The 21,042-nt window shown below is 33.7% G+C and carries 15 protein-coding genes; all 15 read right to left on the reverse strand.

The window, feature by feature from the left end; all coding sequences use genetic code 11:
• Position 1 precedes the first annotated feature (1 nt).
• Positions 2-1,177: a hypothetical protein gene (locus ACODH8_RS00145; protein ID WP_420517372.1), complete on the reverse strand. Its 1,176-nt coding sequence runs from the start codon at positions 1,175-1,177 to the stop codon at positions 2-4.
• Entirely contained in the window at positions 1,177-2,214 is a 1,038-nt protein-coding gene (locus ACODH8_RS00150) for a hypothetical protein (protein WP_332464845.1), read from the reverse strand. Before ACODH8_RS00150 ends, ACODH8_RS00145 begins: the two co-directional genes overlap by 1 nt.
• Positions 2,215-2,387: 173 nt before the next feature.
• Positions 2,388-3,071: a response regulator transcription factor gene (locus ACODH8_RS00155; protein ID WP_332464846.1), complete on the reverse strand. Its 684-nt coding sequence runs from the start codon at positions 3,069-3,071 to the stop codon at positions 2,388-2,390.
• A 5-nt stretch (positions 3,072-3,076) separates the two neighbouring features.
• Complete coding sequence (locus tag ACODH8_RS00160; protein ID WP_332464847.1) at positions 3,077-5,737, reverse strand: DUF4118 domain-containing protein; 2,661 nt, start codon at positions 5,735-5,737, stop codon at positions 3,077-3,079.
• A 13-nt stretch (positions 5,738-5,750) separates the two neighbouring features.
• The gene (locus tag ACODH8_RS00165) at positions 5,751-6,287 is read right to left on the reverse strand and encodes a potassium-transporting ATPase subunit C (protein ID WP_332464848.1); all 537 of its coding nucleotides are present in this window, start codon (positions 6,285-6,287) and stop codon (positions 5,751-5,753) included.
• A 14-nt stretch (positions 6,288-6,301) separates the two neighbouring features.
• Positions 6,302-8,344 (reverse strand): potassium-transporting ATPase subunit KdpB, encoded by a 2,043-nt coding sequence (kdpB, locus tag ACODH8_RS00170; protein WP_332464849.1) that lies wholly within the window; start codon positions 8,342-8,344, stop codon positions 6,302-6,304.
• 12 nt (positions 8,345-8,356) lie between these two features.
• Positions 8,357-10,042, reverse strand: coding sequence for a potassium-transporting ATPase subunit KdpA (kdpA, locus tag ACODH8_RS00175; protein ID WP_420517375.1), 1,686 nt, complete (start codon positions 10,040-10,042; stop codon positions 8,357-8,359).
• Positions 10,043-10,250: 208 nt separating this feature from the next.
• Positions 10,251-11,528 carry a polysaccharide deacetylase family protein gene (locus ACODH8_RS00180; RefSeq protein WP_420517377.1) on the reverse strand — a complete coding sequence of 426 codons (1,278 nt, stop codon included), beginning with the start codon at positions 11,526-11,528 and terminating at the stop codon, positions 10,251-10,253.
• Positions 11,529-11,548: 20 nt separating this feature from the next.
• Positions 11,549-13,003 (reverse strand): amidase, encoded by a 1,455-nt coding sequence (locus ACODH8_RS00185; protein WP_420517457.1) that lies wholly within the window; start codon positions 13,001-13,003, stop codon positions 11,549-11,551.
• 149 nt (positions 13,004-13,152) lie between these two features.
• On the reverse strand, positions 13,153-14,589 hold the full coding sequence (gene ffh, locus ACODH8_RS00190; RefSeq protein WP_332464852.1) for a signal recognition particle protein: 1,437 nt from the start codon (positions 14,587-14,589) through the stop codon (positions 13,153-13,155).
• A 12-nt stretch (positions 14,590-14,601) separates the two neighbouring features.
• Entirely contained in the window at positions 14,602-14,919 is a 318-nt protein-coding gene (locus ACODH8_RS00195) for a putative DNA-binding protein (RefSeq protein WP_420503752.1), read from the reverse strand.
• Positions 14,920-15,068: 149 nt separating this feature from the next.
• Positions 15,069-16,601 (reverse strand): HAMP domain-containing histidine kinase, encoded by a 1,533-nt coding sequence (locus tag ACODH8_RS00200; protein WP_332464854.1) that lies wholly within the window; start codon positions 16,599-16,601, stop codon positions 15,069-15,071.
• Position 16,602: 1 nt separating this feature from the next.
• A complete protein-coding gene (locus tag ACODH8_RS00205) occupies positions 16,603-17,292 on the reverse strand; it encodes a response regulator transcription factor (RefSeq protein WP_332464855.1) in 690 nt (229 codons plus the stop codon).
• Positions 17,293-17,534: 242 nt separating this feature from the next.
• Positions 17,535-19,319: an ABC transporter ATP-binding protein gene (locus tag ACODH8_RS00210; protein WP_332464856.1), complete on the reverse strand. Its 1,785-nt coding sequence runs from the start codon at positions 19,317-19,319 to the stop codon at positions 17,535-17,537.
• 2 nt (positions 19,320-19,321) lie between these two features.
• Entirely contained in the window at positions 19,322-21,040 is a 1,719-nt protein-coding gene (locus ACODH8_RS00215) for an ABC transporter ATP-binding protein (RefSeq protein WP_332464857.1), read from the reverse strand.
• Positions 21,041-21,042: the final 2 nt, after the last annotated feature.

Consider the following 21,042-nt stretch of genomic DNA (forward strand, 5'->3'; position numbering starts at 1 on the left):
TCTACAGTAACTTTTTAAATCGACTATGTAAGCCCAAAATAACAAGCATCACCAATAAACAAACTCCCACAGTTAAAACACCTGATTGAAAGTTTAAATTAACATCAGCCCAGAAGAAACTTCTGTGACCAGTTAACACATCTCCGACACACACATAACTTGTTGGTAAATAAGTAATAGTATGAATATCACCGTACCCAAAACGATTATATAATAGTTCAATAAAAGGTAAGCTTAACGTGATGATTAATAAGAAATAAGCATTTTTTATCCACATACCAAGTATTAAATTAATAACAATCACTAATGCAACTAATAAACTTATTAACGTCACACATTGTAGAAGATAGTTACCAAAAGTGATATTCTCAAACATTAAATCTGAAAGCAGCGGCATCCCATCCTTATAGAAACTCACGGGAATCGGTAAATTCAGATAGCCAAATCCATTTTGCAACCCAATACCAATAAATCCAACACTTAAAGGAATCACACTAATAAGCACACCAATAAAGGCTGTAGCAAACTTCACAGTGATTTTTTTACCATCACTTAAAGGAAGTCCTTTGATCAAACTTTTATGTTGTCGGTCTTTAGCAATTAAATCCATTGAAAAAACAAGTCCTAACAAAATAAAAATCATTGGTAACAAGTGATTTAACGCTCTAACTAACGCATGAGAAGCAGTTTGTTCATTCATCACCTTTAACGTCACGTCTTCTTTTCCTTCTGCATAACCTAACAACTTAAAGTGAGTCGCTGTTTGAGCGTAATTTGCTTCTTCCTGAGCGTAAATGTTGCCTCCTTTGTAATATAAAGGGTTGTTATCGGCACCGTACCAATACCATTCACTTCTCACTTTGGCTAACTCTCGGTAATCTTTATCTTCTAACGCTTTTAATTGAGCTTTTTCAATTTTTACTAAAGGCTCGAATAAAGCAACAGCCTCTAAGGTTGAAGGATGCGTTTCTCCTTTTAAGTTCACATTCGCTAAAAAATCATCTTTTGTAGCAACACTAGCCTCTAGTTTATCTTTTGATACAGTTTCGATAATCGAAAAATTAGCTTCAATTTGTAACCAATAAAAAAGAGAGAAAAATAAAACTAGTAAGTAGATAGCCATGTTTTTACGATTCGTAAAAAACGCACGCAATTCCCATTTAAAATAAGACCACATTAGCTTCTCACTCCTTTCAAACCACGTTTACTTAAAATTGAAGTAAAGAACCCTAGTATCCCACTAGCGATAATCAAATAAATCATACCAACGATAGGATTTAAAAGCGTTGTTGTTTGTCCGGATAAATAGTCACCATTAAATAAGTAACTTGGAATAATAAAAGAACCTATATACCAGGGTGATTGGCTAATAAATGCTGGCATTAAGATCGTTATACCGTAAAATATCAATTCGATAATGAGTGTTAAATAAAAATTCTTCACTAAGACATTTAGAAAAACAGATAACATAAAAACAAATACAAATAGCAGTGATAAATAAATGAAATACAAACCAATAATTTGCCAGTTTTGTAGTATCACAAAATCAATTAACTGAACTGCATTTACTTTATTTACATCAAATAATGGGTTACCTAAAGTTTGTGTCCATAGAAGAGCTGTAACTAACGCTCCTGTAAAACTAATCACAAAAAATGAATACAAGACACTGATTTTAGTAAGCATGCGTTTCATAAAAGGTCTAGGTTGTCCTTTTACTAAAGAGCTATGTTCATATTCATCTTCCAATACATTAGCCGTTAAAAACGCACAAATTGGGAACCAGCAAATACCAAGTATCATTAAAAACAGTAAGGTTAAACTACTAAAACTTTCAGGCTTTAATACAACCTCTTCTTGATTTTTTATCAGATAACTATAATAAGCATTTTCTTTAAGCGTTGTTGTTATCTCCGGCTGTAACATACTAATGGATTCGTTAAATTCGTCTTCATCCCTTAGTTCAAGTCTTAATTGAGTTAATTCTTGACTGGTTTCAATGTATTTTTTAGGCTGATCAAATAGCACACTATTTAATTGTTTAGCCAAAACTGACTTTTGCATTAACAAATTTTGATAAACGGCTCCTCCTTCATCACTATTAACAATTTGAAAAGGTAATAAACTTGCGTTAATTTGCATGGCTTCACTTTTATTTTTTATTTCAAATGTTTGGTACTTATCTGTGTGTACATAAAAAAATAAGGCAGACATAGTTATTACTCCTAGCAACATAAAAAGGATATTAATAGGTCTTTTTATGGCTCTTCGTAACTCCTCTTTCATTAAACTTCCCCCAATTCTTTGAACAATCTCCTTTTTATCTTATCAAATATTAATAATTCTTTAAAGAAGAATAAAAAAAATAAGCACTTAACGTCCTTATTTTAGTCTAAATCTACCATTCGATAACCAACCCCTATTTCAGTTTGAATATAGGTAGCTTCTAATGGGTTTTTCTCTATTTTTTTCCGTACATTAGATAGGTTAACCCTTAACGTTAAAGGATTCATACTACCCATTCCCCAAACGGCTTTTGATAAAAAATCATGGGTTAAAACTTTCCCTTTATTCTCCATTAAAACTTTTAATAAAAGGTACTCATTTTTGGTTAAATGAATCTGTTCATTTTCTAATATAACTTGATGTTTTTCAGTATCGAGAACTAAATCACCGTTTCTCAACATATTTTCTTCTGTCTGTTTGGTTGCTTTTCGATAATGTCTAGTCGTTGTTCTAATTCTTGCTAGTAATTCTTGACTACCAAAAGGTTTGGTTAAATAATCATCAGCATTTAAATCCAAGGCTCTAACTTTAGTTTCTTCATCTGAGCGAGCTGAAATGACAATTAAAGGTGTATCACTTTCACTTCTAAAATCAGCTAAAAACTCTAAGCCGTCTTTATCTGGTAAACCTAAGTCCAATAATATCAAGTCAATGGGATAGGTTCTTAAATAGATATCAGCCTGTTCTATTGTTCCAGCATGAAGCAAATCATAGCCTTCTTTTTTTAGTAATGGCTCTAAAAAAGCAAGTATTCTTTCATCATCTTCTACTAATAAAATTAACATCTTACCTATCCCCTCCTTAACTCAATAATCACATCAATTAATTCATCACCATGATCGGATACATAAATAACCCCGTTATGAGCACGAATAATGGTTTTAACAATGGATAAACCAATTCCTAATCCTTTTTTCGAATCCACTACTTCTTCTGTTTCTTTGTTATCTAGTAGGTCATTTAGTCGCTTCACATCTTCTGGTTGTCCTTGATTCATCACATGAATGCGAGTGACTTGATTATGTTGTTCTACTAATAATTGAATGGGTGCTTCTTTATCGCCATAACGAATACTATTTTCAAGCAAGTTAAAAATGACTTGTTCCATTAAAATAGCGTCCACTGAGACTAAAACTAGTTCTTCTGGTAAATGAACCTCTAACTTAGTATCTGGATAATACTTTTTAACACGTTGAATGGCGGCAGATAAAATATCGTCTAACACTTCATCTGATTTCTTTACTTCCATCTTTTGAGTATCAATTCGTGTAATTGACAATAAATTTTCAACCATACGAAGTAACCACTCCGCATCTTTTTTGATACCTACTAAAAAGCCAGTTCGTTGTTTTTTAGATAACTCTTGTTCCTCTTCATCTGATAAAACCATTTCAACTGAACCCGAAATACTGGTTAATGGTGTTCTTAAATCGTGAGAAATCGCTCGTAACAAGTTCCCTTTTGTTCGCTCTTTTTCATTATCTACTAGAATACTCTCTTTTTCTTCTTGTAATAATTTTTGTTCAATCGCTATTGCCATTTGAACCGTCACTAATCGGACAAATGCCAAATTTTCTTCAGACAACGCCTTTTTCTCATGGTTTTCAACCGCTGAAACACCAATAATAGCTACAGTCTCTCCTTGAAGAAATACTGGGAAATATCGTCCATTAGCTCCAATTAAGGTGTCTGTTCCACTTCCTGCTTCCTTTTGATTAAGAGCCGTCCACTGTGCAATTGCTTGTTCCTCACGGTTACTTAACAAGGAAGTTCCCTCACTAGATTCAGCTAAGCTTTTAGCAATTCTATCAGAAGACGCTTCGTAGATGTAAACATCTCTATTTAAACTATTAGATAGATAACTAGCTGTAATTTGTAAGACATCATAAAGTTGGCCAGTTTGTAAGTAACGTCTATTTAAATCGTATAAAATTTGAATTTGATGCTCTTTTTTAGTTGCTGATAAAGAAGAAGCTTTCATCCGAACCATTAAGTTACTTACAATTAAACCGACTGCAAACATCACTAAAAGAGTAAATGGGTAGCCTTCTTTATACATTGTTAAGGAATACAACGGTTCCACAAAAAACCAATTAAAGAAAATAACACTTAAAAAGGAAGACAAACTACTCCAAAAATAACCTGTCGTAAATCTTGCCACTAGTATAATGGTTAATAGATATAAAATAATAATATTTTGGTCGCCAAAACCACTACCAATTAAGGCAGAAGAAACAAAAGTGGTAAAACATAACAATAAGAGTGTCACACCAAAATCTTTAAATCCTGCTCCACTAAAGAAATGTTCAACTGATTTCCAAAGGCTTCTTTTCTTTTTGATTTCTTTTTTGTCATAAGGCAGCAAATGAATTTCTGTTTGTTTTAATTCTTCAAATAATCTGTCTTCAATTGGTTGTCGGAAGATTTTTTTCCACCAAGGAAGTGTCACATTTTTACCAATTACTAAGTCTGTAATCCCTTGGAGCTTAACAAATGATGTAATTGTCTCAATCACATCATAACTTTCAATAGTGACAACTTCTGCTCCTAGTTTTTCAGCTAGTTTAATTAATTCTTGATTCTCTTCCTCTACATCTTCTGTAACAATCCGCAAAGCAAACCACTTAGCCCGTAGTATCTGAGATAATCTAGCTGTCCATCTAAGGGTTCGTTTCGTTAAAGCCACTTCATTATCATTTATTAAGGATAAAAAATTCACATCCATTGTTGGCAGCTTTGATACTTCTTTATTTTCGTTAATAATAATATGGTCCGCTGCTTTTTGAATTGCTAGTCCTCTTAATAAGTTTAGCTTTTCGGGGACAAAAAAATTCTCCAGCGCTCGACTTGTAGCTCTTTCTTGATAAATTTTTCCTAAACGAAGGCGCTCAAGTAACTCTGTTGTTTCAATATCAATAACTTTTAAGGAGCTCTCTTCAAAAAATATATCAGGCACCGTTTCTTTCACTTCGATTCCTGTCATCTCTTCAACTACATCATTTAAGCTTTCAATGTGTTGCACGTTAACAGTTGTATACACATCAATTCCTGCTGTTAAAAGTTCTTCAATATCTTGATAACGTTTCGTATTTCTAGCTTCTTTAGGGTTCGTATGGGCTAATTCATCGACTAAAACCAAATCAGGATGGAGCGAAAGCGCCCCATCCAAATCAAAATCATTTAGTTTAATTCCTTTATGTTCATAGACTTTAGTTGGTAATTGTTTTAACCCTTCCAACAGCTCCATTGTTTCTGGACGCGTATGAGGTTCAACATAGCCAACTAAAACGTTTCTACCTAATTTTACTTGCTCATGTGCTTCTTCTAGCATGGCATAAGTTTTTCCAACGCCTGCAGCATACCCAAAAAACACTTTTAACTTGCCAGGATATTTATTAGTTGTTCTAACTTGTTTTAACCAATCTTCTGGGGTTAATTTTTTCGTTTCCAACTCTTTTCACCTACTACTCATTTAATTTATCAAGAGCCAGGTTAACTTCTAACACGTTAACGCGCTTGTTTGACATTAAAAAATTGTCTTGACCAACAGTTTGTTCATTAATTATATCATTAACGATTTTTTCTGTCACATGGCGTTTTTCTGCAATTCTAGGAACTTGATAAAAAGCCGCTTCTAAAGATATTTCTGGATCCATTCCACTACCAGATGCTAATACTAAATCACTTGGTACTTTTTCTTGTGTTCCTTCGATTTTTTGTCTTTCTGCTACTCTTTCGGTCACTAATTGTTCTTGTTCTTTTGAAACGGGCGATAATTGGCTAATAGCTTGTGGACGCCCATGAAGATAACTTTCGTCTTCAAAGGTTTGCCCAATTAATTTAGAGCCAATCACTTCATTATCTTGTGTGATTAACTGCCCATTAACTTTATCTTTAAACAAAACTTGCCCAACACCTGTCATCGTTACAGGATAAATCACACCTAATAACAGAGTCATTAATAAGATAAATTTAAAAGAAATTTTGATTGTTTGTTTCATTTTTTCTCATCCTTTTAGAAAAATAGTAGTGTCAGCAACACGTCAAACACTTTAATCGCGATAAATGGTGCCACAATCCCACCTAAGCCATACACTAATAAGTTATGCGACAAGATTTTATTAGCTGGCATTTCTTTGTATTTAACCCCTTTGAGAGCTAGAGGAATCAAAGCAATAATAATTAACGCATTGTATAAAACTGCTGATAATATTGCGGTTGTCGGATTAGTTAGACTCATAATATTTAACGCATTTAGCTCTGGGTAAATACTAAAGAATAAAACAGGAATAATCGCAAAATATTTGGCGATATCATTAGCAATACTAAATGTAGTTAAAGCACCACGGGTCATAAGTAATTGCTTACCTATTTGAACGATACTAATCAATTTAGTAGGACTTGAATCTAAATCAATCATATTCCCTGCTTCTTTCGCTGCTTGCGTTCCCGTATTCATAGCAACTGCCACATCTGCTTGAGCTAAAGCTGGCGCATCATTTGTTCCGTCTCCAGTCATCGCTACTAAGTGACCTTTTTCTTGGTATTTTTTAATTAAATCCATTTTATTTTCTGGAGTTGCTTCTGCTAAGAAATCATCGACTCCTGCTTCAGCGGCAATAGCTGCTGCAGTCATTGGGTTGTCCCCTGTAATCATAATGGTTTTAATTCCCATTTTACGCATATCTTCAAACTTTTCTTTAACACCTGGTTTAACAATATCTTTAAGATAGACTACACCTAAAACTAAATTATTCTTAACAACCACTAAAGGTGTGCCACCTACTTTAGCAATGCTAGACACAATATCATCGCATTCTTTTGGATACACACCACCATTAGATTCAACGTATTGTTTCATGGTATCAGCGGCACCTTTTCTAATTTCGTCACCTTCATAATCAATACCACTCATTCTTGTTTTAGCTGAAAATTCAATAAAGTTAATCACATTCATATCGATTGTTCGTTCTTTAATACCAAATCTTTCCTTAGCTAATTCAATAATGCTACGTCCTTCTGCTGTTTCGTCTGAGATAGAAGAAAATTGAGCCGCATCTGCTAATTCTTCTTCTTGAACACCAGTCACAGCTCTAAATTCGCTAGCACGACGATTTCCAAGAGTTATGGTTCCTGTTTTATCCAATAAAAGAATATCCACATCTCCTGCCGCTTCAATCGCACGACCACTCATTGCCACCACGTTTTCTTTGTTCAAACGACTCATACCAGCAATTCCAATTGATGAGACTAAAGCACCAATGGTTGTTGGAGCTAAACACACTAGGAGAGCCGTTAGTGTTGCAATTGAAATAGCTCCACCTTTACCTACTAATTGACTTGAAAAATCTGTGAAGGTATACAGAGTAACTGAAACAACTAAAAAGATAATCGTTAACGTTATTAAGAAAATCTGTAAGCCTATTTCATTAGGAGTTTTCTTGCGATCTGTTCCTTCAACCATAGATATCATTTTATCTAAGAAGGAATTACCACTTTCTGCTGTGACTTCAATAATAAGATAATCTGAAACAAGCATAGTTCCACCTGTTACAGCACTTCTATCTCCACCTGATTCACGAATAACAGGAGCTGATTCCCCTGTAATAGCACTCTCATCAACAGAAGCGGCTCCTTCAATGACTTCGCCGTCCATTGGTATTTGTTCACCTGCTTTGACGTAAATCAAATCACCTTTTTTAAGCTCTGATGATAATACTTCTTCTTTTTTATCTGTTTGTTGTAAACTTTTAATTCGTTTAGCGTTCACATCTTCTCTAGCTTGTTTTAAGCTATCAGCTTGAGCTTTTCCACGTCCTTCAGCAATGGCTTCTGAGAAGTTGGCAAAGAGTAACGTTAACCATAAAATAATCGCAATACTAAACGTAAACCACATTTGATTACTACTACCTGGCTCTTGGATAAAGATTAATACTGTTGTAATAATCGCTCCTAAATACACAATCATCATGACAGGATTTTCAATTTGAACTTTAGGATTCATTTTAACAAAAGAATCTTTTAATGCTCGGTTAAAAATACTCCATTTATTTTCCATTTTCAAAACTCCTTATTTTGTTACAAAAAATTCAGCAATTGGCCCTAATGCCAAGCTAGGGAAGAAACTTAAAGCACCGATGACTAAAATAACAATCATTAACATCACCATAAACGTGCCATTAGTTGTAGATAAAGTACCACTACTGATAGACGTTTGTTTTTTATTAGCTAGATTACCTGCTAAGAAAATAACTGCCATCATTGGAATAAAACGAGTAATCAGCATGATACTACCGCCAATTAGATTTAAAAAGGCCGTATCACTGGTTAATCCTGCAAAAGCACTACCATTATTATTAGCTAATGAAGTGAAAGCATATAAGATTTCAGAGAAACCATGTGGCCCACTGTTATGAATAGCACCCATTGCATCTCCAAATAAGATAAATAAGAAACTTCCAATTAGAACAAATAACAAGGGTGTTAGTATAACGATACAAGCCATTTTCATGTCATATGGATCAATTTTCTTACGTAAATACTCAGGAGTTCTACCTACTAGTAATCCTGCAATAAACACAGTTAAGATAATAAAAATAATCATGCCGTATAAACCACTTCCAGCACCACCAAAAATAATCTCACCTAATTGCATTAAAAACATAGGAATCAAACCACCTAATGGAGTAAAGCTATCTAACATAGCATTAATTGATCCATTAGAGACAGCCGTTGTACTTGAAGCCCAAAGACTGGACAACAGAATACCAAAACGAGTTTCTTTTCCTTCCATATTCCCCATTGCTGTTAATTGATCTGAGAAAACTGGAGCCATTTCACTTAAGAAAATACCAGTTGTTGCTAAAACTAGGACTAAAACTGAAATAATCATAACTGTTCGACCTTGTTTTAAATCTTTCATGAAGAAACCAAAAGCCATAATAAGAGCTGATGGAACAATTAAAATCGCATAGTTTTCAATTAAGTTACTAAAAACAGTCGGATTTTCAAATGGGTGCGCTGAGTTTACCCCAAAGAATCCTCCCCCATTAGTTCCTAATTGTTTGATTGCTATTTGACTAGCACCAGGTCCTAACGGAATTAATTGCTCGACACCTTGATCTAAAGAATTAACTGTTAAGTTAGCTGCAAAGTTTTGTACAACGCCTTGTGACATTAACAAAATAGTAACAATAATCGATAAAGGCAATAACACATATAAAAGGATACGTGTCATATCTTGCCAAAAATTACCAAGAGTTTGACTATTTTTTCGTTTAAACCCTCTAAGTAATGCAAAAAGAACTGAAACACCAACTGCAGCAGAAACAAAATTTTGAACGGTTAAACCTAACATTTGAACTAAGTAAGAGGTTTGTGTTTCTCCAGCATATGCTTGCCAGTTCGTGTTAGTAACATAACTCGCAGCCGTATTAAAGGCTAATGGGATTGACATATTAGAAACATTATTAGGATTTCCAGGTAAAAAGCCCTGAGTAATTAACATTAAAAACAAAAGGATAAACGAAATGGCAGACACGCCAATCACACTTTTAGCATATTGTTTAGCACTCATCTCTCTTGAAACAAATGACTTACCGAAAAATTTGTATAAACTTTGCTCTATTTTCCCTAATAATTTATCTAAAAAAACAGGCTCATTTGACATCACTTTTTTAATATAAAGCCCAATTGGAACTGACGTTAATAATAAAAAACTAAAAAATAACAACATAATCCATGTAAAGGACATCATTTTTTATCCCCCCAAAACAATTCATAAAATAAATAAATAAGTGTCATTACGGCAATAAAACCGACAACTAGAACCACACTAATTCCTCCCTTTAATTGAGTAAATGAAGTATAGCAAAATAGGTATAAAGATAGTGTTAAGAAATAAACATTAAAAAAGACGATGATTTAAGAGTAACCCTAAATCATCGTCTTTTATATTTTTGTCTTTAATTGCTTCTTGCTTCTTTATCATACACAGTTTTCGTATCAAAAAAGCTTTCTAATACATGATTTTCACCTTTTAATTCTGATTCAAAGCGAATACCATCAATATTAATTCTAGCATTACGATAAAATTCTTTATCAAATTGACCCCACGAACTTTGAGTCGCATCCACATTACAATAGATATCAAATCCTTGTTCTTTTAAATAATCGAACTTGCCATTATCACTTGAGTAAGTTTGCCAATCACTAATATCAGCTCCAAAAGGATATATAAAGACTGTTGTTTTCCCAACAATCGGAGCAACTTCTTTTTGCCATAACTCATTGTCTTTTTTGATATCAGCAAGAGAAGATTTCCCCATGTCAATATGACCCCAAGCATGAGAAGCAAAAGTCCACCCATCTTGTTTCATTTGTGTTGCTACTTTTTTAGCTTCTGCTATTTCTTTTGATGTGTTATCACTTTTTCCATAAACAGATTCTGACGTTCGGTAACCTAAAACCCCATTGTAACCAGTTAAGGCAATAATACCTTTTGCTCCTTGATAAGAAAAATCGGGATGTTTTGACACAAAGGTATCAATCAAAGGAACCATGTCGTAATCACCAATATCTTTTTTTCCGCCATCTTGATATAGCGTTTTAACTTGCTTGTTTTCATCTAAAAGTAATTTAGTGGGAAATCCTTCCCCCTTCATATACTCATAGTAGCTCACATCATCCTGGGACAAGACTAGTGGTTTCTTTCCTTGCGGTAAAGTAACACCTACAAATTCAAGCTCACCCTTATCAGTCTTTTTAATTAATTTTTCCAAGTTAATCAGAACATAACCATTTTGATAAAGTTGTTCAATCGAAGCATTAAATTCAGGAATTGTTACCATGTAATCTTTATAGCCTTGTGGATTAGCAGACTCTTTGAAAGCCTTTTGACTATCCTTTACGAGACTGTGATAAAACAAATGAGAGATTTTACCAGGATCATCCCATAAAACACTTGTATTTAACGTATCAGTTATTTCTTTTTGTAAAGCTAAACTTTTTTCAGACTCATCTTCACGCAGTAAAGCTAACGCTTCATCATAATAATAACCTTTTACAAGTTGTTCAGCTTGTTTGAAATTTCTATCTTGTTTTTCTATTCGAGCTGCTTCATCACTAAGCTTTTGTTGTTTATTCTTTAAAAGCTGAACAGCTGTAACAGAAGACACACTAACAACTACCAAAAGTAAAGTTGCTAAAAGGATATATAAAGTTTGCTTTTCTTTTTGTGTCATTAATGTTCTTCCTTTCTAAATTAAAATACTTTATAACCAGCCGGTATCATTAATTTTTTTAAATCTTCAAACCATTGTCCGACTTCTAGTAACAAACGATCATTTCCCCTACTTGCCATTAATTGGATACCAATTGGCAGCCCTTCATCTTTTGTCACATAAGTTGGTAAACTTATAGCAGGTTGCCCAGTTAAATTAGCTAGCTGAGTATAAGGTGTTATTTGTAAACTCTTTTCAAACATCTCATAAACTAACTCTCTTAGTTCTGCTTTATTCAACTCATCAGCATTAGCCATACGAGCTCTTATATCATCACTTTGTAAGTCATCAGTTATTTTAGGCGCTACAGTTGTTGCAGTTGGTGATAAAAATAAATCATATGATTCAAATAATTTCTCCATAGTTACTCCCGCTTGATCCCAACTTGAAAAAGAAGTTGAATAATCAGCTGCAGATAACCTTTTACCATACTGATAAATAGTCCAAGTCATTAATTCCATGTCATTTAACGTCATATCACGACCATAAGCTGAACTCATCTCTTCAAACATGGCTGCTGTTTCGCCACCATTCATTTGATAATAACTCCTAATCAGTTCATCCCCATTAACAGGATAATCTACCATTTCAACTTGATGGCCTAATTTTTCAATAAACTTAGCTGCTTCCATTGTTGCTTCAATCGCTTCATCTGAAACTGGATTCCCAATAGGTGAAGTAAAACACACTGCAACTTTTAATGGACGATTCACAACAGGCAACATAGCATTAGGACGATTATAAGGCGAATATTGGTTATCAGGTTTTAAGACATTCAGCATGCGCTGCGTGTCTCTAATAGAGATCGTTAATGCAAAGTTAACTGAAGCCCCTTGCCAACTGCGATAATCATCTGGACCTGTTACAATCATACCTCGACTTGGTTTCAATCCGATTAAACCACTAAAACTAGCAGGTATTCGAATAGAACCGCCACCATCACTTGCTCCTGCAATAGGTGATATCCCACCTGCCACAACAGAAGCTGCTCCACCACTACTACCTCCTGAAAATCTTTCAGGATCAACAGGGTTACGTGTTGGGCCATAAATAACTGGGTCTGTTACATTTTTAAAAGCAAACTCTGGTGAAGTGGTGACTCCAAAAGGTATAAAACCAGCTGCTTCAATTTTTTTTGTGTAATTGGTTGTTTGTTGTGCAATGTTTCCTTTAAACAATCTTGAACCAAACGTTTGAGCCATTCCTGCTCGACTTTGACCAACATCTTTTAAAGGATACGGAACGCCAAAAAAAGGTGATTCTTCATCTTTTTTTGATTTGTTTGTGAGAATTTCTTTTGCTTTTTCTAAATCAAGTTCAACAAAGGCATTTAAAGATTCTTGAGCCTTTGCTTTTTTTTCCATTTCTTCTAATGCCTCAAAGGGAGACATCACCTTGGTCTTAATTAAATTAGCTAGATAAGTTGCATCTTTTATCATAAAAAAAATACCTCCTCATTCCTCTATCTAAACAATTTTTCATTCAAATGACAAGCCATTCTACTCGTTTTTATAATTATCCTCCCATAAAAAAGAAAAAGAGACTAACTTAAACGCCAGTCTCTTCTAAAATGTTCGTTATTTAATTATTTTTTCTTTTTGTTCTTTTTATTTTTCTTAGCTATTTTTTTCTTATTCTTTTTCATCATCTTGTTCATAGCCATTTTACCTAACTTACCTTGAACACCGTTACCCATTAGGTTTTCCATACCAGCTGGCATGTTACCTTTACTCATTTGTTGCATCATTTTACGTGATTCGTTAAATTGTTTAATCATACGATTCACTTCTACAACTGAGTTACCGGAACCTGCTGCAATACGTCTACGACGACTTGGGTTTAACAAATCAGGATTTTCTCTTTCAGCGGGAGTCATTGAAAAGACAATTGCTTTTTTACGAGCGACTTCTTTTGGATCAATGTTTAATTGATCGATTCCTGGTACATTGTTCATTCCTGGAATCATTTTTAATAAGTCTTCTAATGGTCCCATACCCATAACTTGATCTAATTGCTCAATAAAATCATTAAAGTCAAAAGAATTTTCACGCATTTTCTTCGCTAATTCTTCTGCTTTTTCGTCATCATATTCTCGCTGTGCTTTTTCAATTAAAGTCAGCATATCTCCCATACCTAAAATACGAGAAGACATTCTATCTGGATGGAATACTTCAACATCTGTTAATTTCTCACCAGTACCAATGAATTTAATTGGTTTTCCAGTAATGGCACGGATTGAAAGTGCCGCCCCACCACGAGTGTCACCGTCAAGTTTTGTTAAAACAACCCCAGTAACGTCTAATTGTTCGTTAAAGCTTTGAGCTACAGTTACTGCATCTTGACCAGTCATCGCATCAACAGTTAAAAGAATTTCATTTGGTTGTGCAAATTCTTTTATACGTTTTAACTCATCCATTAAATGCTCGTCAATATGTAAACGACCTGCCGTATCAATAAACACATAATCATTTTTATTTTCTTTAGCTTGCTCTAAACCACGACGAACAATCTCAACAGGATCTGTGTCTGTTCCCATATCAAAAACAGGAATATCTAATTGTTGACCAATCACTTTTAACTGATCAATGGCAGCTGGACGATAGACATCTCCTGCAATTAATAAAGGTCTTGCATTTTCATTTTTCTTTAAAAAGTTAGATAATTTACCAACAAAAGTTGTTTTACCCGCACCTTGTAAACCAACCATCATCACAATTGTTGGGATTTTTGGTGATTTATTTAATTCTACGGCTTCAGAACCTAAAACTTTTGTTAATTCTTCATCTACAATTTTTACGATTTGTTGTGTTGGGTTTAATGACTCAAGAATTTCAATTCCTACAGCACGTTCCCCAACTTTTTTAGTAAAGCCACGTACAACTTGCAAGTTAACATCGGCTTCAAGTAAAGCTAGACGTATCTCTCGCATCATTTCTTTTACGTCTTCTTCTTTCACCGTACCTTTTTTCTTTAATTTACTCATCGCTACCTGTAAGCGATCTGTTAAGCTTTCAAATGCCAAATTAATTCTCTCCTACTCTTCTTCAATTTCTTGAATTTTATCTAGTAACGCTAATACTTCTTGCGTATCATTTTTAGATGTCGCTAAAGATTCTTTTATTTCATTAATGATTTCTTCTCGAACAATATAATTTGAATATAAATGTAATTTTTTTTCATAGGCTTCTAAGGATTTTTCAGTCCGTTTAATATTGTCATAAACAGCTTGACGACTGACCTCATACTCTTCAGCAATCTCTCCTAATGACAAGTCATCAGCATAATACAGTTCAATGTAATTCATTTGTTTTTCAGTCAAGAGGGTTGAATAAAACTCAAACAACGCATTCATTCGATTGGTTTTTTCAATTTCCACAATAGTCCCTCCTTTTTATTGTAATCAAGATTATACACCCCAATAGTATAACATAATCATTTATTTTTTTTTAGTTAAAAATAAGGAAAAAGAGGCTGATTCTCTCATCAACCTCTCTTGCTAGTTTATTTAACTTCTTTATCTTCAGTTGTTTCTTCTGAAATGACTAATGGTAATGAAAATGTGAACGCTGAGCCTTGATTTTCAACACTCTTAACACTGATTTTCCCATTATAGTTTTCTACTAATTGACAAGCAATAGATAAACCTAATCCATTACCACCTGTATTTCTCGCTCTTGCTTTATCTACTCGGTAAAAACGGTCAAAAATTTTATCTAAATTATCTTTAGAAATGCCTTCTCCAAAGTCTTGAACCATAATCTCAATAGATTGGTACGAAACACTAGCAGAAATTAAAATCTCTTTTCGTTCAGTCGAATACTTAACAGCATTGTCTAACAGAATAATCATAATTTGTTCCAAATGATTTCGGTAAATTTTAACTTCAACATCTTTCATTAAATCATCATCCAAATTAAAAGTAAACTCTGGATACAACATTCTAAAGTTTCCAACATTGGTATGAATAACTTCTTTCGCCATAGTTGTTTTGTCAAAATAATGGAAATCTGATTGTTCTGCACGAGATAAATCTAACATCTCTTGCACTAAACTCTTCATACGCGTTATCTCTTGTAAAGATGCTTCTAATGATTCCTCTAAGACTTCTGGATCATCTTTCCCCCAACGATTAAGTAAGCTGATATGACCTTCAATAACAGCCACAGGTGTTCTTAATTCATGAGAGACATCTTCTACAAATTGTTGTTGCTGTAAAATAAATTTTTGCATACGCTCTAACATATCATTAAAAGCATTTGCTAAATCCGAAATCTCATTATTTCCTTTTGGAACAGGCATTCTTTCTCCTGTTTTGTGAGCTTCCTCAATACTATTTAAAACCTTAGACATTTTTCTTAATGGGCTTGTAAAGTAAATAGATAAAAAATAGCCGATTATTAAACTAAACAGAACACCTACAATTGCGAGCATCACGAATGTTTCTAATAGTTTTTGACTAACATCATAATAACTATTCAGTTCAAAAAAACCTTGGGCATAGCCGACAAGTTCACCTGTAACTTTCGAATAGACAGGCTGAAGTGAAATCAACCCTGCGATTCTATCTACAGTTTGAATATTTGTTACTTTTTGATCTTCTTCATCAAAAGGTAAATAAGCGTTTTTCGTTTCAAATAATAAACGATGATCAACGCCATAAACTTTAGCATTCAATTCTGGTTGTGATAATTCTGATATGAAACTGTTTAACTGCATTAAACTAGCTTCTAATGTCTCTCTGTCGTAGTACTGATTGCGGTCAAAATCCCCTGCTGACTCTTTTAGGTAAAAGACTGTACTATTTAAAGAAAGTGGATATTCTGAACGAGACAATCGATTGACAACCTCATCCATGGTTTGGTTAAATTGCTCTTTTTCTTGCTCAATCATTATTTGAGTACTTGTTTGGTAAGTGATAAAGGCAAAAATTGAAAATAAAATCGAAATGGCTAACGCCGTTAAAATTGTCCATTTAAAAGTAATAGAGCGCCATGAAAACTTAGATGGCAGCTCTATTTGTTTTAAAGATTTCATTTTACGATCTCATAACGTATCCAGTTCCACGAACAGTTTGAATATAACTGTCATCACCAGATACATCAATTTTATTTCTTAAATAACGAATATAAACATCTACAACATTTGTTTCGACTTCGATTTCATATCCCCAAACTTTGTTTAACAACACATCACGAGATAAAACAACGTTAATGTTTTCCATTAGAATAAGAAGTAATTCATATTCTCTTTTCGTTAACTCGATAATTTCTTCACCACGACGAACAATACGATTTTCTTTTTCAATCGTTAAGTCACGGTAGTTAATCGTTGTTTGTTTCGTAATGTTTTTGTCGCCTTCAATATCAATTCGGCGAAGTAATGCGCGTAATCTAGCTAATAACTCTTCAATTGCAAATGGCTTAACAATGTAATCATCTGCCCCGTGGTCTAAACCAGAAACACGGTCGATAACAGAATCTCTTGCTGTCATCATAATAATAGGTGTGTTTTTAGTTTGACGGATACGACGACAAACTTCTAATCCATTTAATTCTGGCAACATTAAATCTAAAAGAATAGCATCCCACTCACCTGATAAAGCTGCTTCTAAACCTGTACGACCATTGTAATGAACTTCTGTTTCATAACCTTCATGTTTTAACTCTAACTCCACAAAGCGAGCTAAGTTTTTTTCATCTTCAACAATTAATATTTTATTTGACATAATTAACACATGCCTTTCTAAGCGACCTATAATCTTTTTCTTATATCATAACTATTATAACGGTGTTTCACTAAAAAATCTATTGTGTTATCTTTTTTTTCTAATAATGTCTCTTTAATAAAACTTAAAATAGCTAAATTTTACTGTTTTCAAGCTTCATAACTACTGTTATCCTTTGTGAACCTATCTGTTTTCAAATAAAAAAAGAAGAAGGACTCATTTAGCCCTTCTCTTTCTTCATACTATTCAAAAACAAATTGATTCTCATAAAGCTCTGCATAAAAGCCACGAGCTTCTAATAATTCTTCATGAGTTCCTTCTTCAATGACTTCACCTTGATTAAGAACCACAATATAATCGGCATTTAAGATTGTTTTTAAGCGGTGAGCAATAACAAAACTAGTTCGTCCTGCAATGATATTTTCCATTGCTTTTTGAATTCTACTTTCTGTTACAGTATCCACATTACTTGTTGCTTCATCTAAAATCAGTAATGAAGGCTCTGTTAAAATCGTTCTAGCGATACTCATTAATTGTTTTTGTCCCACACTAAAGACACTATTTTCATCATTAATTTCAGTATCATATCCTTTTTCAAGAGACATAATAAACTCGTGAATGTTAGCTTGTTTTGCTGCTGAAATCATTTCTTCTTCAGTTGCTTCTTCATTTCCAAATAAAATGTTTTCTCTAATCGTTCCTGAAAATAGTACTGATTCTTGTAGTACAATCCCAATATTAGAACGTAAACTTGGCAATGAAATATCACGAATATCTACGCCATCAATTGAAATACTACCGCCATCTACGTTGTAAAAACGATTCAATAAGTTCATAACCGTTGTTTTACCTGAACCAGTTGGTCCAACTAAGGCTACCATCTCACCTTTTTTGGCTTTCAAGTTAACTTTTTTAAGAATTGGTGTGCCTTCTTCATAAGAAAAATCAACATTCTCTAAAGCAACTTCTTTATGAATGCCGTCAATATCAATCGTGTTTTCACGTTCAAATTCATCATCTACATCAAAAATTTCATTTAATCTTCTTGCCCCAGTAAAGGCTAATTGAAGCATACTAAATTGTGACGAAATCTGAGTTAAAGGCATGTAGAATTGTTGTGAATATTGGATAAACATAACAATTAAACCTAACCCTGCTGCTTTATCCATATTACCGTCAAGCACTAACCAACCACCAAAGAAAATAACGATTGCTGTATTTAGTAGTGAGATTCCTTGCATAGTTGGGAACAATAGGCCTGAATACACTTGACCTTTAAACGTCGCTTGTTTCACTTCTTGGTTAAGAACTTCAAACGCTTCAATGGTTTCATCTTCTAACCCATTTGTGATAATAACTTTCTGACCAGAAATCTTTTCATTAATATAGCCATTTAATTTACCAACATTTTCTTGTTGAACGGCCACACTTTTTTCAGCTTTTTTAATAATATAAGCTGCTATTAAAATCGCAAAAGGAGCTGCTGCAAGTGTTGCCCATGTCATTTGAACGTTTGCTCTAAACATCATGATTAACACGCCAATCATCATTGAGATATTGGTTAATACTTGAATCAACGCTTGATTCATCGTATTAGAAATATTATCTAAATCACTTGTGAAGCGACTTAAAATTTCACCATCTTTATGGGTATCAAAATAAGAGATTGTCATGCGTTCTAACTTTTTAAACAAGTTAATTCGCATGTGATTCGTTGATTTACCTGTCACTAATGACATTAAAATATTTTGAATAAACATAGCGATGAAGTTCAGTAAATACAGACCAACTAAAAGCTTGATAATGCTGACAAAAGGACCCTTATCAGCTTCTCCCATAGCAAAATAAGTTCCTGCATAGGTAGCTAATTCTTCAATTGCTTTACCTGTATATTCAGGTGCTTTTACTTGTAAGTAAGTTGAAAAAACAATCGCAATCGTGATAATTGATAGTTGCCATTTATATCCTTTTAGATAATACCAAAAGAAACTTGTGACACTATTTTTTTGTTTCGTTTGTTTGGCCATGTTTATTCAACCTCCTTTGCTTTTTGAGTTTCATAAATTTCACGATACACATCACTTGTTTGTAATAATTCTTTATGAGTTCCTTGAGCTACTAAATGTCCCTCGTCTAATACTAAAATAGTATCAGCTTGAACCACAGAAGATATTTTTTGAGCAATGATAAAAGTTGTTGTTCCAGTTAATTCATTAGCTAAAGCTTCTTTTACTAATTTTTCAGAACGAGCATCAAGAGCACTTGTACTATCATCTAACACAAGGATTTTAGGATCCCCAATAACCCCACGAGAAATAGACAACCTTTGTTTCTGTCCACCAGAGAAGTTAGCACCACGCTCTTCTACTGGACTCATAAAGCCATCAGCTTCTTTTTCAATAAATTCTTTGGCTTGAGCAATACGAGAAGCTTTTTCCATCTTAGCTTCATCTGCTTTTTTATCACCTTGACGTAAGTTATCCGCAATCGTTCCTGAGAATAAAATGGCTTTTTGTAAAACTAAAGCAATATTCTCACGTAGATCTTCTTTGCCAACCTCTTTTAAGTTAGCCTCTCCTACGTAGATATTTCCTTCAGTTGGGTCATACATTCTAGCAATCATTTGAGCTAAGGTTGACTTACCAGCTCCAGTTGCTCCAACAACCCCCACTACTTCACCTTCTTCAGCTTTAAAAGTGATATCTTTTAAAGTTGGATGATCATCTCCATTATAAGTAAAACTTACATGGTCAAATACCACTTCACCAGACGTGATTGGTTTAACATCTTTGTCTAAATAAGTTAAAGTTGGCTCAGTTTCTAACACCTCATTTAATCTTTGTAGAGAAACCATACCACGAGAAGCCATCATCATCATCATTCCACCGATAATAATACTCATCATAATTTGCATTAAGTAGTTCATAAATGACACAATCGCACCAATAACTTCTAAATCAGTTGTCGCTAAATCAGCTGCAAAGTAAATAGAAGCTACAATCGCTAAACTAGAAATCAGCATAAATGTTGGAATCATAATTGAAAACAGATTCCCAACTGTAATAGTGTGCTTAGCTAATTTGTCAGAAATATTAGTAAATTTTTTCGTTTCATTTTCTTCTTGAACGAAAGATTTTACTACTCGAATACCTGTTAAGTTCTCTTTGGCAATCGTATTTACTTTTTCAATATATCCTTGAATTTTAGTAAAATGTTTACCCATAAGGCCAAATAAAGACATAACTGTTAATAAAACTAAAACAACTAAAAGAATAATAACCCACCATAATTTAGGAAGTGTTAGCATCGCTAAAATAAAACTTCCAATAAATAGAATAGGTATTCTTAAGATTGTTTGAAGTGTCATCATGACAATCATCTGAATTTGGTTTACGTCATTCGTCAAACGAACCACTAAATTACTGCTTGAAAATTTTTCAATGTCCGCAAAAGAGAAGGTTTGAATCTTTTTAAAACCATCTGCACGAATTTCAGACGCCACTTCCTGTGAGACTTTTGCTGCTAAAATTGTATTTAAAATACCTGCTATCAGTCCTACAACAGCAACAGCAATCAGTAAAATCCCCACGTTCTTCAATTCTTGATTGTCTTCATTCATAATAGCTGTCATTACTTTCTGCAGTAATTTGGGTTGCCACAATTGAGAGACAACCATCAAACAAGTCATTAAAAACGAGACAAATACTAATGATGCGTGTCCTTTAACTTTTTGTATTAATAATGCCATAC

The organism is Vagococcus fluvialis, from assembly GCF_048815235.1.
GTDB lineage: Bacteria > Bacillota > Bacilli > Lactobacillales > Vagococcaceae > Vagococcus.